The organism is Pseudomonas fakonensis (assembly GCF_019139895.1).
In the GTDB taxonomy this organism is placed as follows: domain Bacteria; phylum Pseudomonadota; class Gammaproteobacteria; order Pseudomonadales; family Pseudomonadaceae; genus Aquipseudomonas; species Aquipseudomonas fakonensis.
Window position 1 is genome coordinate 2389571 of sequence record NZ_CP077076.1, and the last position, 13770, is coordinate 2403340.

The 13770-nt window shown below is 65.1% G+C and carries 10 protein-coding genes; 1 reads left to right on the top strand and 9 read right to left on the bottom strand.

What is annotated here, in order from left to right; all coding sequences use genetic code 11:
• Positions 1-139: 139 nt before the first annotated feature.
• The 4 genes from KSS94_RS10800 to KSS94_RS10815 all read right to left on the bottom strand — a co-directional run bounded on the left by KSS94_RS10800 (position 140) and on the right by KSS94_RS10815 (position 6187).
• The gene (locus tag KSS94_RS10800) at positions 140-1462 is read right to left on the bottom strand and encodes a c-type cytochrome (protein ID WP_217842965.1); all 1323 of its coding nucleotides are present in this window, start codon (positions 1460-1462) and stop codon (positions 140-142) included.
• An 11-nt stretch (positions 1463-1473) separates the two neighbouring features.
• Positions 1474-3243, bottom strand: coding sequence for a GMC family oxidoreductase (locus KSS94_RS10805; protein WP_217842966.1), 1770 nt, complete (start codon positions 3241-3243; stop codon positions 1474-1476).
• Positions 3244-3279: 36 nt separating this feature from the next.
• Positions 3280-3999, bottom strand: a complete 720-nt coding sequence (locus KSS94_RS10810) for a gluconate 2-dehydrogenase subunit 3 family protein (protein WP_217842967.1) — start codon at positions 3997-3999, stop codon at positions 3280-3282.
• Between the two features lie 250 nt (positions 4000-4249).
• Complete coding sequence (locus KSS94_RS10815; RefSeq protein WP_217842968.1) at positions 4250-6187, bottom strand: DNA topoisomerase III; 1938 nt, start codon at positions 6185-6187, stop codon at positions 4250-4252.
• Positions 6188-6423: 236 nt separating this feature from the next.
• Between KSS94_RS10815 and KSS94_RS10820 the strand changes: the two genes are divergently transcribed.
• Positions 6424-8268 (top strand): polyurethane esterase, encoded by a 1845-nt coding sequence (locus KSS94_RS10820; protein WP_217842969.1) that lies wholly within the window; start codon positions 6424-6426, stop codon positions 8266-8268.
• A 427-nt stretch (positions 8269-8695) separates the two neighbouring features.
• On the opposite strand, the gene KSS94_RS10825 is transcribed toward KSS94_RS10820, so the two are convergent.
• The 5 genes from KSS94_RS10825 to mnmA form a co-directional block, all read right to left on the bottom strand.
• Positions 8696-9130: a GNAT family N-acetyltransferase gene (locus tag KSS94_RS10825; protein WP_217842970.1), complete on the bottom strand. Its 435-nt coding sequence runs from the start codon at positions 9128-9130 to the stop codon at positions 8696-8698.
• Complete coding sequence (locus KSS94_RS10830; RefSeq protein ID WP_217842971.1) at positions 9123-10292, bottom strand: ribosomal protein uL16 3-hydroxylase; 1170 nt, start codon at positions 10290-10292, stop codon at positions 9123-9125. The genes KSS94_RS10825 and KSS94_RS10830 overlap by 8 nt, the downstream gene beginning before the upstream one ends.
• 81 nt (positions 10293-10373) lie before the next feature.
• Positions 10374-11744, bottom strand: a complete 1371-nt coding sequence (gene purB, locus KSS94_RS10835) for an adenylosuccinate lyase (RefSeq protein WP_217842972.1) — start codon at positions 11742-11744, stop codon at positions 10374-10376.
• Positions 11745-11994: 250 nt separating this feature from the next.
• A complete protein-coding gene (gene hflD, locus KSS94_RS10840) occupies positions 11995-12621 on the bottom strand; it encodes a high frequency lysogenization protein HflD (RefSeq protein WP_217842973.1) in 627 nt (208 codons plus the stop codon).
• Positions 12618-13742, bottom strand: a complete 1125-nt coding sequence (gene mnmA / locus KSS94_RS10845) for a tRNA 2-thiouridine(34) synthase MnmA (RefSeq protein ID WP_217842974.1) — start codon at positions 13740-13742, stop codon at positions 12618-12620. Before mnmA ends, hflD begins: the two co-directional genes overlap by 4 nt.
• Between the last annotated feature and the right edge of the window lie 28 nt (positions 13743-13770).

The window sequence follows — 13770 nt, forward strand, 5'->3', positions numbered from 1 at the left end:
AGCCGGCTTGCCGGCGATCACCGGCAACGCCGGTGCCAGGCCACCGATCAATGTTACCTGGGCCGGCCCTATCGCCGGCAAGCCGGCTCCTACAGTTAAGCGCCAGGTTGTGTTGCCATGGCGCCTTTGCGGCCGTCACTCAGTGCGTGCGTGCCAGCTGCGCGCGAATTTCACCCACCTGCTCAGGCGATACCGCCGAAGCCTGGTTCGACCAGCCCTGGCGCAGGAAGGTCGCCAGCTGCGCCACCTCCGTATCGTCCATGCGCTCGGCAAAGCCGGGCATTGGCAGCACCGACGGTGCGCGCTCGGTGGATGGCGTTGCGGCACCGGCGAGGATCACGTGCAGCAATGCATCGGGGTTGGCTGCATTGACCACCGAGGCGCCATCCAGGCGCGGGAACACCCGTGGCGCGCCTTCACCGGAAACGAAGTGGCAGGCACCGCAGTTGTCGATGTACAGCCGCTCGCCCAGGGTCAGGTCCTTGGCTGCGGTCAGCTTGGCGGTGGTCGCTTTGCTGCGCTCGGCCTGCTGCTGGTACGCCGAGCCCTTGGCCGGGGCCAGGGACTTCAGGTACGCCGCCATGGCCTGCAGGTCGGCATCGCTCATGTGCGAGGTGCTGTTGGCGATCACGTCGGTCATCTCGCCGGCCACCGAGGCCTTGGCGTTGCGCCCGCTGCCCAGGTATTCCACCAGCTCTTCTTCGCTCCAGTGCGGCATGCCGCGCAGGGCCGGCACGTTCCAGCCGTTGAGCTCGGTACCGGTCAGGTAGCCTGCTGCCGACTCGTCCAGCCCTTTTTCCTGCAGGGTCAGCGCCCGCGGGGTGTGGCACGAGCCGCAGTGGCCGAGGCCTTGCACCAGGTAGGCGCCGCGCTCGATCGGGGTGGCGCCGGTGTTGGCCACGCCGGCCTGCGGGGCCGGCGCGAACAGCGCGCGCCAGTAGGCGAGCGGCATGCGGATCGACAGCGGCCAGGGGATGTCATTGGCTTTGTTCGGCTGCTCGACCGGCGCCACGCCCTGCATGAAGTAGGCATACAGCGCCTGGGTGTCTTCATCGCTGACCTTGGCATAGGACGGGAACGGCATGGCCGGGTACAGCGCGCTGCCGTCGTGGCCGATGCCGCGGCGTACCGCGCGCTCGAATTCGCCGTAGCTCCAGTTGCCGATGCCGGTGTGTTTGTCGGGGGTGATGTTGGTGGAGTAGATGGTGCCGATCGGCGAGGCGATGCCCAGCCCGCCGGCGAACGGCTTGCCGCCGTCGTGGCTGGTGTGGCAGGCCACGCAGTCACCGGCGCGGGCCAGGTAGGCGCCTTTTTCGATCAGCGCCGGGGTGACGGCCTGGGTCAGCTTGGCCTGGGCGTCGCCTGCACGGTTGAGCAGGCTGGCGCCGAGCCAGGCCAGCACCACGGCCAGCACGGCGATACCCAGCAATACCGAAAGAATGGAACGGGGTTTGCTCTTCATGTGTTCGCTCCTCACGCCTGCACCAGCGGGCCAGGGTTTTTCAGGTACTGGTCCTTGATGGCCTGGGCCGCGAACAGGGTCAGGGCGCCGATCATCGAGGTCGGGTTGGCCTGGAAGTTCTGCGGGAAGGCGTTGCCGCCCGGCACGAACACGTTGTGCACGTCCCAGCTTTGCAGGTAGCGGTTGAGCGCGCTGGTTTCGGGCGAGTCACCCATGATCGCGCCGCCGACGTTGTGGGTGGACACGTACTTGGTGATGTCCCAGTGCGAATCCATGCCCAGGAAGCTTTCGCTGTAGCTGTCGGGGTTCAGCTCCTTGGTGATGTCCAGGACGATGTTGCGCAGGTGCTGCTGCAGTTTCAGCTCGTTCTCCTTCCAGTCGAAGGTGATGCGCAGCAGTGGCTGGCCCCATGGGTCCTTGTAGGTGGGGTCGAGGTCGACGTAGTGGTCGCGGTACGACATGCAACTGGTGGTGATGCTGATTTTCATCGAATGGCCGTACCAGTCCTGCATGCCTTCCTTCCAGCCCTGGCCCCATTCCGGGGTGCCGGACGGCAGCGAGGTGCCGATTGGCGCGCCACTGGCTTGCGAGCTGTGGATCTTGGCGCCACCAATGAAGCCCAGGGACGGGCCGTCGTAGTTGCCGGGGGAGACGTCGTTGAACATCTGCCCGGTGGCGCCGGCGGTGGCGAAGGGATTGAAGTTTTTATCCTTGAAGAACAGCGTGGCGCCGCCGTTGCTGAGGAAGGCGTAGTTGCGGCCGATGGTGCCCTTGCGGGTGACCGGGTTGTACGGCTGGCCGATGCCTGACAGCAGCATCAGGCGCACGTTGACGAACTGGAAGGCTGCCAGCACGACGATCTTGGCCGGCTGGAACACTTCGTTGCCCTGGGCGTCGACGTAGGTGATGCCCTTGGCGGTCTTGCCGTCCGGGTGCAGCTCCACGCGCAGCACGTTGGCGTTGACCCGGTAGTCGAAGTTTTCCATGCGCTTGAGCGCATCCAGCACGGCGGTTTGCGGCGAGGCCTTGGAGAAGTTCAGGCACGGGTACTTGCTGCAGTAGCCGCAGTAGTTGCACGGTGCGATCTGGTTGCCGTAGGGGTTCTTCCAGGCCCGCGAGACGTTGGCCGACGGGTTGGGGAACGGGTGGTAACCGAGCTTGCGCGCAGCATTGGCGAACATCACGTTGTTCAGCGTGTCTTCCAGCGCCGGCAGCGGGAAGGGGTTGGAACGCGGGCCTTCGAATGGGTCACCGCCGACCAGGATCTGGCCGTTGAGGTTGCCGGTGTTGCCCGACAGGCCGCAGATCTTGTCGAACTTGTCGAGGTACGGCTCGATTTCGTCCCAGGTGAACGGGAAGTCGCCGATGGTCATGTCGCTTTGCAGCACGCCCGGCGGGTAGGCCTGGTCGGCGTAGGTCTTGAGCTTGATGTCGGTCGGGGTCGGGCGAATCAGCACGCCGGTCCAGTGCAGGCCCGAGCCACCCACGCCGGTGCCGGGCACGAAGGCGCCCCACTGGCGGGTGGGCAGGGCGGTGCCGTTGAGGTTGTGACGCACGGTGAGCGCGCCAGCCTTGGGCGTGACCATGATCTTGTTGCGCACGCCGTAGGCGTACTGGTCAGCAGGCTTGGGGTAGTGGAAGTCGGCGTTGGTGCGGTCTTCACCGCGTTCGAAGGCGCGTACTTTCAAGCCTGCCTGGGCAAGCTCGATGCTCATCAGCGAGCCGGCCCAGCCCAGGCCGACGACGGCAACGTCGACTTCGTCATTGGTAATCTGTGGCATAAAAAACCTTGAATGCTGTGGTGCAGGGCGAAGGGATCAACCGCGTTGGCCGGTCAGGCTGACCGGGCCGAGGGGGTACGGGACGTTGTGCTGGGCGACCCATTCCAGGTAGCTGGCACGGGCGCCGGGGAAGCCGATGGCAATCCACGCCTTCATGCCCTTGTTGCCCCCGTAGATCGGGTCGGCCAACCAGCCCTGGCGGGTGTGGTTGAGCAGTTCGCCGAACAACAGCTTGGACTTGACGATGTCTTCGCCATGGGCGGCGAAGTCGACCTGGCCGGCTTGCATCTTCTTCAATACGTCGTCGCGCTTGCCGAGTTCGAGCAGGGCGAAGTGCTGGCCGTGGGTGGCCTGGCACCAGCTCTCGAGTGCGGCGATGCCTTTGCGGTAGATCTGCTGCGGGGTGTAGGGCAGCTGATAGCCGAGCGTGGCCGGGGCATTCAGGTCGAACGGGCCTTCGAGGTAGATCTCGCTACCCAGGTCACCGGCCAGTTGCTGGTCGATGAAGATCGGCACGTTGGTTTCCAGCGCGCCGGGGCCACGACCATCGGCCGGGATCAGGCGGTCGCAGGCGGCGAGGATGAAAGTCCATTCGGCCGGGGTGAAAAAGCTTGGGGTGTAGCTGTCGAGGCTCGGCGCCGCCAGCTCTGCCGCCATCGCAGCGCTGAGGCCGTTGACGGTGATGCCCATGGCGGGCAAGGCGATCAGCGACGAAAGCAGAAACTTCCTTCGCGAGGTGTGTTTGGTTAGCAACATGCAGGTCTACCTATGACTAATCACTCAGACCCGTGAAATGCTGGACATGGCAGGCTTGGGCGCTGCTCTTGTGTGACGCTGAGGGTGCGCTGCACTGCACGGACTCATTTGGTCATATGGATGACAGTCATCGTATCTCACGGGGCGAGAATGGTAGCAGGCTACCTAATGGGTAACAATTTATTTCTACCGGCTTTGTCAACGGTGTGAATTGTCGCAGGGCAGGGCAATAGTGCCGGCCAGCCGACGCTTACTGCGGCTTGGCTTTTTGACTGCGGGTGGGCTTGGGCTTGGCCTTGCCGGTGGCGCGGCGCTTTTTCTTCCAGGGGGCTGCGGCCTTGCCTGCAGCCGGGCCGCTGATGGTCAGGCGCATGCCGGCGCAGCGCTGCACCAGCTTGCCCATCCAGGCCGACTGGCGGGTGACGAACTCTTCAAGGCTCATTTCGCCGCTTTGCACCATGTCCAGCGCCTGCTCCCAGATGGCGGTGGTGCCGGGGTCGGCGATGGCCCGGGGCACGGCGTCGATCAGGCTGAAGGCCGCAGGTGTGGCGCTGAGGGCCTTGCCGTTTTTCACCAGGTAGCCGCGGTCGAGCAGGCCCTGGATGATACTGGCGCGGGTGGCCTCGGTGCCGATGCCGGTGGTTTCCTTGAGTTTCTGCTTGAGCAGCGGGTCGTCCACCAGCTTGGCGACGTTCTTCATGGCCTTGATCAGGTCGCCTTCGCTGAAGGGTTTGGGGGGCTGGGTCCACAGGTCCTTGAGGTTCAGGCCGTGCAGGTTGCACCACTGGCCTTTGTGCAGGGCTGGCAGCACCTGGGCGGGGGGCGCTTCGCGGCCCTTGGCCGGGGTCAGGGCCTCGGGCAGGGCGCGGCGCCAGCCGGGCTCGACAATTTGCTTGCCCACCGCGCGCAGGGCGTGGCCGGCGCAGTCGAAGTCGGCCTGGGTGCGGTCGTACTCGTGGTTGGGCAGGAACTGCGCCAGGTAGCGGGCGCGGATCAGGGTATACACGGCCTTGTACTTGGGCGGCAGGCGCGCCGGGTCGCTGGCGGCGGCGGTGGGGATGATGCCGTGGTGGGCGCTGACTTTCTGGTCGTTCCAGGCCCGTGAGCGACGCTGCGGCTCAAGATGTGGCTGCAGCGGGGCGAGGCTGGCGTCGGCCCGTTGCAGGGCAGCCAGAATGCCGGGGGCTTCGCTGTGCTGGCTGAGAGGCAGGTAGCCGCTGTCGCTGCGTGGGTAGGTGATCAGCTTGTGGGTTTCGTACAGCGCCTGGGCGATGTCGAGGGTTTCCTGGGCGCCCAGGCCGAGTTTTTTCGAGCACAGCTCCTGCAGGGTGCCAAGGTCGAAGGGCAGCGGCGCGGCCTCGCGCACCCGCTCGGTGGCAATCTGCACCACCTGGGCGCTGCCGGCGGCTTGCATGGCGGTGGCGGCTTGCTGGGCCAGGGCCTGCTTCAGGCAGCGGCCCTGGTCGTCACAGGCGTCCTCGGGGGCGCGCCATTGGGCGTTGAACACCTGGCCTGCGCTTTCAAGCTGCACATCGATGGCCCAGAAGGGGACGGGCACGAAGTCGGCGATGCTGCGGTCACGGTCCACTACCAGGCGCAGGGTGGGGGTTTGCACCCGGCCTACCGGCAGCACGCCCTGGTAGCCGGACTGGCGCCCAAGCAGGGTGAACAGGCGGCTCATGTTCATGCCGATCAGCCAGTCGGCGCGCGAGCGGCCCAGCGCCGAATGGTAGAGGCTGAAGGTGTCCTGCCCGGGCAGCAGGCGCCCGAGGGCCTTGCGAATCGAGGCGTCGTCCAGCGCCGACAGCCACAGGCGCTGGATGGGGCCGCGGTAGCGGCAGTGCTCGACCAGCTCGCGGGCGATCATTTCGCCTTCGCGGTCGGCGTCGGTGGCGATCACCAGTTCGCGGGCCTCGCCCAGCAGGCGCTTGACCGCCTTGAATTGGCTGGCGGTCTTGGGCTTGACGGTCATCTTCCACTTTTCCGGGATGATCGGCAGGTGCTCGAGGGACCAGCGCTTGTAGCGCTCGTCGTAGGCGTCGGGCGGCGCGGTTTCGAGCAGGTGGCCGATGCACCAGGTCACGCACACGTCGGTGCCTTGCCAGCAGCCGTCGCCACGGCGGTTGGCGCCGAGCACCTTGGCGATGTCTTTTGCCTGGGAGGGTTTTTCGCAGAGGAACAGGCGCATGGCCGCGGGTGCTTCGTCGCTTAAGTTGCGCACTAGGATGCGCAACCCAGGGCGTTCAGGCAAGTTTTATCTGTATGCATGTACAGGTTTTATGCCCGCACCTTTGGCAGGGTAGCCTCAGCCTTGGGGTTGGACCTGGTGGCACGGCCGTGCCAGTTTTGCCGTTCGCCTGCCAGTCGTGTCATTGGACGATGTCGCTGGGGCGCCATTCCTACAAGATACAAGGAAGTCACCTAATGCCTGTTTTCGATTACAAACAGCTCGACAGCCATGCTTCTGCTGCCCTCTACAAAGATGCCATGGCCCTGGCCACATACGCCTACCACGGTATCGACGACGGCTTTGCCGCTGGCTATCAGCAGTACGGCTTTGGCCTGGGGTTGCCGGCCACCCTGGTCAAGGCGCTGATCGGCGGCACCGACAGCCAGGGCGTGGTGCCCGGCCTGCCATGGAACCCCGATTCCGAGGCACAAGCGCTGACCAAGGTGCAGGCTGCCGGCTGGACGCCGATCAGTGCTGCACAGCTGGGTTACCAGGGCAGTACCGATGCCCGCGGCACGTTCCATGGTGAAAAGCCGGGTTACGAGACCGCCCAGGTGGAGGTGCTTGGCCGGTATGACGACAATGGCCAGTTGACCGGTATCGGCATCGCCTTTCGCGGTACCAGCGGCCCGCGGGAGAACCTGCTGGGCGATACCCTGGGCGATGCTATCAACGATCTGCTGGCGGCGCTGGGGCCGGCTGGTTATGCCCGTGACTATGCGGGCAACGCCTTCGACGGCCTGCTGGGGGATGTGGCGGCCTTTGCCAGGGCGCATGGGCTGACCGGGGCCGATATCACCGTCAGTGGCCACAGCCTTGGCGGCCTGGCGGTGAACAGCCTGGCCGACCTCAGTGGCGAGCGCTGGGGCGGCTTGTTCGAAGATGCCAACTACGTCGCCTTCGCCTCGCCAACCCAGGCGGCCGATGCCGACAAGGTGCTCAACATCGGCTACGAGAACGACCCGGTATTCCGGGTGCTCGACGGCACCTCGGTCACCTGGGGCACCCTGGGTGTGCACGATGGCGAGAAGGCCTCGGCTACCGACAATGTCGTCAATTTCAACGACTACTATGCTTCCGGCGCCTGGAACCTGCTGCCGTTCTCCATTGGCAACATCGCCACCTGGCTGTCGCACCTGCCGACGGCCTACGCCGATGGCCTGGGGCGGGTGCTGGATTCGGCGTTCTACCCCTGGACCAGCCGCGACTCGACTGTCGTGGTGAGCAACCTGTCCGATGCCTCTCGGGGCTCGACCTGGGTCGAGGACCTGAACCGCAGTGCCGAGCCGCACACCGGTAGCACCTTCATCATCGGTTCCGCCCACGACGACCTGATCCACGGCGGGCGCGGCAACGATTACCTCGATGGCGGGGCGGGCAACGACACCTTCCGTGACGACGGCGGCTTCAACCTGATCGACGGCGGCAGTGGCCACGACACGCTGAAACTGGAGCAGGCCCTGGGCCGGCTGAACATCGCCCGGGACGGCGAGGGCACCTTGTACATCCGCAATGCTGACGGCGGTATCAGCCAGGTGCGTAACGTGGAGACGCTGGTGAGCAAGGAGAGCAGCCTGGTGTTCTTCAGCAAGGAGGTGAGCCACACCGTGGGGGTGGATGGTTTGCTCAGCAGCGGCAAGCTCGAGGCTTACACGGCTTCGCAAAGTGGCGGGCAGGGGGCGGACGTGCTGGTGGCCGGCAACCAGGGCCAGTGGCTGTTCGGGCTGGGCGGCGATGACTGTTTGCAAGGTGGTAAGGGCAACGATGTGCTGGTGGGCGGCGCGGGCAATGATGTGCTCAGCGGCGGGGCGGGCAGCGATACCTTCCTGTTCAGCGGGGTGTTCGGCCAGGACCGGGTGCTGGATTTCGGTGCCCAGGACAGGCTGGTGTTCATGGGGGTGGAAGGCGGGACGGCGATGCCGGACTTGCGTGATCACCTGACCCAGGTGGGCAATGACCTGGTGCTGACCTTTGGGCAGAGCAGCGTGACGATGGTGGGTGTGCCGGGGTTGCTGGAGGGGCAGGTGGTGATTGCCTGAGCGGCTGATCGCAGGCTCCTATGGAACAAATCACAACGCGTTGATTTAACGAAGATTCTGTGGGAGCGGCTTCAGCCGCGAACACCGGCGAAGCCGGTGCCATCTAGCGCGGTGCCTGCTTCGCGGCTAAAGCCGCGCCCACAGGTTTGAAGGCTTCGCGATCCCTGTGGGAAGCGGCCTTGTGTCGCGATTGGGCTGCATAGCAGCCCCAGGGGGTCGACCTCATGCAAAATCGCCGGGGCTGCTGCGCAGCCCAATCGCGACACAAGGCCGCTCACCACAGGGATTGCAACAGCTTCAGGTCAGTGCAGTACCTGTAAGAGCCGGCTTGCCGGCGATCACCGGCAACGCCGGTGTCAGGGCACAGACCTGTGTTGCCTAGGCTGGCCCTATCGCCGGCAAGCCGGCTCCTTCAGGGTTTGCGAGGTCAGATGATCTCGCAGGAGTCGCGCACCATGTCGACGTGCGGGATGCCGGCTTCAAGGAATTCCTCGCTGACTACCCGAAAGCCCAGGCGCTCGTAGAACGGCGTGGCGTGCACCTGGGCGCTGAGCATCTGCTGCTTGAGGTCGCGGTTCTGCGCCTCGGTGATCACCGCACGCATCAGCGCATCGCCCACATTCAGGCCGCGCCAGTCCTTGAGCACCGAAACCCGGCCGATGGTGCCGTCGGGCAGCAGGCGGGCGGTACCGATCGGGTAGTCACCCTCCATAGCCAGAAAGTGCACCGCGGTCGGGTCTTCGGCGTCGAACTCCAGCTCCGGCGGCACGTGCTGTTCGGCGACGAACACGGCGCTGCGGATGCGGTGGATATCGGCGTTGTCCTTGTGCCAGTCGGCCAGGCGCACACTGATCTTATTCATCGTTGGCAAACCCCAGGCTTCCTTGCTTGATCAGCTGGCAAACCAGCGTCAGGCCTTCTTCGTCGGCGATCCACTTGCCGAGGTTTTCGATGTGCAGGGCGTCGGCGGCGCAGATCAGCTTCAGCAGCGGGCGCAGGTGGCCCGACAGCAGGCGGCTCTGGCCGCTGGCGAACAGCAGCAGGTCGTCTTCGACCTCCGACCAGGCCATGCGCGCGCTTGGGTTGCGGATCAGCACGGCGCCTTGCTCCAGGCTGTCCAGCAACTCGGCTTCGCTCAGCTCTTCGCCGGTCACAAGCTCCGGGTAGCGCGGCTCGGTCATGAACTGGCCGAACCAGGTCAGCAGCAGGTCCTTGTCGTTCATGTGCTTGTCGATCAGGCCCTTGAGGCGGTCGAGGGCGTCGTGCTGGATCTGGTGCGGGTCGGCCGCAGGCACGGCGTCGGCGTCGCTGTAGCGCTCTTCGTCAGGCAGGAACTGGCTGAGGAAGTCGGTGAAGTGGGTCAGCACTTCGGCGGCGCTCGGGGCGCGGAAGCCGACCGAGTAGGTCAGGCACTCGTCTTCGGCGATGCCGTAGTGGGCCAGGCGCGGCGGCAGGTAGAGCATGTCGCCGGGCTCCAGGCTCCATTCTTGGCTTTGCTCGAAGTCGGCGAGGATGCGCAGGTCGGCGTGCTCGATCAGCGCGCTGTCGCTGTCGCACATCTGCCCGACTTTCCAGTTGCGGGTGCCGTGGCCTTGCAGCAGGAACACGTCGTAGTTGTCGAAGTGCGGGCCGACGCTGCCACCGGGGGCGGCGTAGCTGATCATCACGTCATCGATACGCCAGCTGGGCAGGAAGCGGAATTCTTCGAGCAGCTCGGCTACTTCTGGTACGAACTGGTCAACCGACTGCACCAGCAGGGTCCAGTCACGCTCGGGCAGGTCGGCGAAGGCGTCTTCGGCGAACGGGCCGCGGCGCAGCTCCCAGGGGCGCTCGCCGTGCTCGAGCACCAGGCGCGACTCGACTTCTTCTTCCAGGGCCAGGCCGGCCAGCTCGTCGGGGTCGATGGGGCTGACGAAGTCGGTGAACGCCTGGCGCACCAGCAGCGGCTTCTTCTGCCAGTAGTCGCGCAGGAATTCACGGGCCGTAAGGCCGCCCAGCAGTTGCAGTGGAGTATCAGAATTCATGTTCAACCTATTGAAAAAACGTAATTTTTGTACGGGAATAAAAACGCCCGGCGAGGCCGGGCGTTGAACGCTGCGCTCAGCTTAGATGCGTTTGGCCTGGGCCACCGCGTTGCCGATGTAGGTCGCAGGGGTGAGCAATTTGAGCTCGGCCTTGGCTTCGGCCGGCATGTCCAGGCCATCGATGAAGGTCAGCAGCGCCTCTGGCGTGATGCCCTTGCCACGGGTCAGCTCCTTGAGCTTCTCGTAGGGGTTCTCGATGTTGAAGCGGCGCATCACGGTCTGGATCGGCTCGGCCAACACTTCCCAGCAGGCGTCCAGGTCGGCGGCGATACGCGCCTGGTTGACTTCCAGCTTGCCGATGCCTTTGAGGCTGGCTTCATAGGCGATGACGCTGTGGGCGAAGCCCACGCCCAGGTTGCGCAGCACGGTGGAGTCGGTCAGGTCACGCTGCCAGCGCGAGATCGGCAGCTTGCTGGCCAGGTGCTGGAACAGTGCGTTGGCAATACCCAAGTTACCTTCGGAGTTTTCGAAGTCGATCGGGTTGACCTTGTGCGGCATGGTCGAGGAGCCGATTTCGCCGGCCACGGTCTTCTGCTTGAAGTAGCCCAGCGAGATGTAGCCCCAGACGTCGCGGTCGAAGTCGATGAGGATGGTGTTGAAGCGGGCGATGGCGTCGAACAGCTCGGCGATGTAGTCGTGCGGCTCGATCTGGGTGGTGTACGGGTTGAACTGCAGGCCCAGCTCGTCTTCGATGAAGGCGCGGGCGTTTTCTTCCCAGTCCACTTGCGAGTAGGCCGACAGGTGGGCGTTGTAGTTGCCCACGGCGCCGTTGATCTTGCCCAGCAGCGGCACGGCGGCCACCTGGGCGATCTGGCGCTCCAGGCGGTAGACGACGTTGGCCAGCTCTTTACCCAGGGTGGTCGGCGAGGCCGGCTGGCCGTGGGTGCGCGACAGCATCGGCACTTCGGCGTGGGCGTGGGCCAGGGCGCGGATGGCGTCGGCGATCTGGCGCATCAGCGGCAGCAGCACTTCGTCACGGCCGGCGCGCAGCATCAGGGCGTGGGACAGGTTGTTGATGTCCTCGCTGGTGCAGGCGAAGTGGATGAACTCGCTGACCTTGGCCAGTTCAGGCAGTTGGGCAGCCTGCTCCTTGAGCAGGTACTCGATGGCCTTGACGTCGTGGTTGGTGGTGCGCTCGATCTCTTTGACGCGTTCGGCGTGCTCAAGCTTGAAGTCGGTGGCCAGGCTGTCCAGCAGGGCGTTGGCTTCGGCGCTGAACGCCGGCACTTCGCCGATTTGCGGGTGGGCGGCCAGGCGCTGCAACCAGCGCACTTCGACCAGGGCGCGGAAACGGATCAGGCCGAATTCGCTGAAAATGGGGCGCAGGGCCTGGGTTTTGCCGGCGTAACGGCCGTCTACAGGGGAAACCGCAGTGAGCGAAGAAAGCTGCATGGGGTGTTCTCGGACAGTCAGGCTTTTGGAAGGGCGCATATCATACATGAAAAATGCGCCGGGGTCGGGTGGCTGACCAAAGGTCAGGCCGTTTCGAAGCGTGTTGCGGTCCCTGTGTAGGAGCGGCCTTGTGTCGCGAAAGGGGCGCGCAGCGGCCCCAGGGTCTGAGTTTCAGCACACATTGCCGAGGCTGCTGCGCAGCCCTTTCGCGACACAAGGCCGCTCCTACACAGGGTTCTCGATGCGCCGGTCAATCGGCGGTACGCATCATCCCGTACAGTTCGTTGAGCAGCTTGCGCCGGCTGAATACCAGCTGCCAGCGGTGCCCGCCCAGCTGGCGCCACAGGCGTGCGGCGCGGATGCCGGCCAGCAGCAGGGCGCGGATTTTCGAGGCGTTGCCGGCTTGCTGCAAAAAGCGCATGTCGCCGTGCACCTGGATGCGCTGGCGCAGGGTGCTCAGGGTGTCCTGGTACAAGGCTCCACTGGAAGCGATGACGTTATCGTGAACCAAACCAAAATGTTCGGCCTGGGACTGGATTTGCGGCAGGCGGTTGCCGATGGTGTCGAGCAAGTCGCCGCGCTTGTTCAGCTGGCGCTCCAGGCCCAGCATCGACAGGGCATAGCGCAGCGGCTCGCGTTGCAGGCTGCTGGGGTCGCGCTCCAGGGCGCCGACCAGCGCGCGGTAGCCGTCGCGCAGGTTGAGGTCGTCGCCGCCGAACACCTCCAGGGTGTTGTTCGGGTCGCGCACCAGCAGGCTGCCGAGCATGCAGCCGATGTTGGCCTCGCTGGCCTGGCCGGTGCGAGCGATGCGGTCCACCAGCACGGCGGCCTGGAACACGCCGCCCAGGGCGACCAGTTGCTCCTGCAGGTTGTTCATGCGCGCGGGCTCCACGGCTCGGCGGTTTCGATCACGCCGCCACCCAGGCACACTTCGCCGTCATAGAACACCACCGACTGGCCGGGGGTGACGGCGCGCTGCGGCTCGTCGAACACGGCGCGGTAGCCGGTGTCGGTCAGCTCCAGGGTGCAGTGCTGGTCGCTTTGGCGGTAGCGCACCTTGGCGGTGAGGCGGCGCGGGCTGGACAGGTCGATGGGGTTGACCCAGAAAATTTCCGAGGCCAGCAGCGCGCGGGAGAACAGCCACGGGTGTTCGTTGCCCTGGCCAACCACCAGCACGTTGCGCGCAAGGTCCTTGTGCAGCACGTACCACGGCTCGTCGCCGGCGTCTTTCAGGCCGCCGATGCCAAGGCCCTGGCGCTGGCCGATGGTGTGGTACATCAGGCCATGGTGGCGGCCGATCACTTCACCCTCGGTGGTCTCGATCTCGCCGGGCTGGGCAGGCAGGTACTGCTTGAGAAAATCGCTGAAACGGCGCTCGCCGATGAAGCAGATACCGGTGGAGTCCTTTTTCTTGGCCGTGGCCAGGCCGTGTTTCTCGGCGATGGCACGTACTTCGGGCTTTTCCAGCTCGCCCACGGGGAACAGGGTGCGGGCGATCTCGTTGCCGCCCACGGCGTGCAGGAAGTAGCTCTGGTCCTTGTTCGGGTCCAGGCCCTTGAGCAGCTCGGTGAGCTCACCGGTGTCGCGGCGGCGCACGTAGTGGCCGGTGGCGATCAGGTCGGCGCCCAGCGACAGGGCGTAGTCGAGGAACGCCTTGAACTTGATTTCGCGGTTGCAGAGGATGTCCGGGTTGGGCGTGCGGCCGGCCTTGTATTCTTCAAGAAAATGCTCGAACACGTTGTCCCAGTATTCGGCGGCGAAGTTGGCGGTGTGCAGCTTGATGCCGATGCGGTCGCACACGGCCTGGGCGTCGGCCAGGTCTTCGCGGGCGGTGCAGTATTCGGTGCCGTCGTCTTCTTCCCAGTTCTTCATGAACAACCCTTCCACCTGGTAGCCCTGCTCCATGAGCAGAAGGGCGGAGACGGAAGAGTCCACGCCGCCGGACATGCCGACGATGACGCGGGTCTTGGCGGGGTCTTTGAGTGCTGGGCTGGTCATGGCTACCGGTGTGTATCAGGGGGAAAAG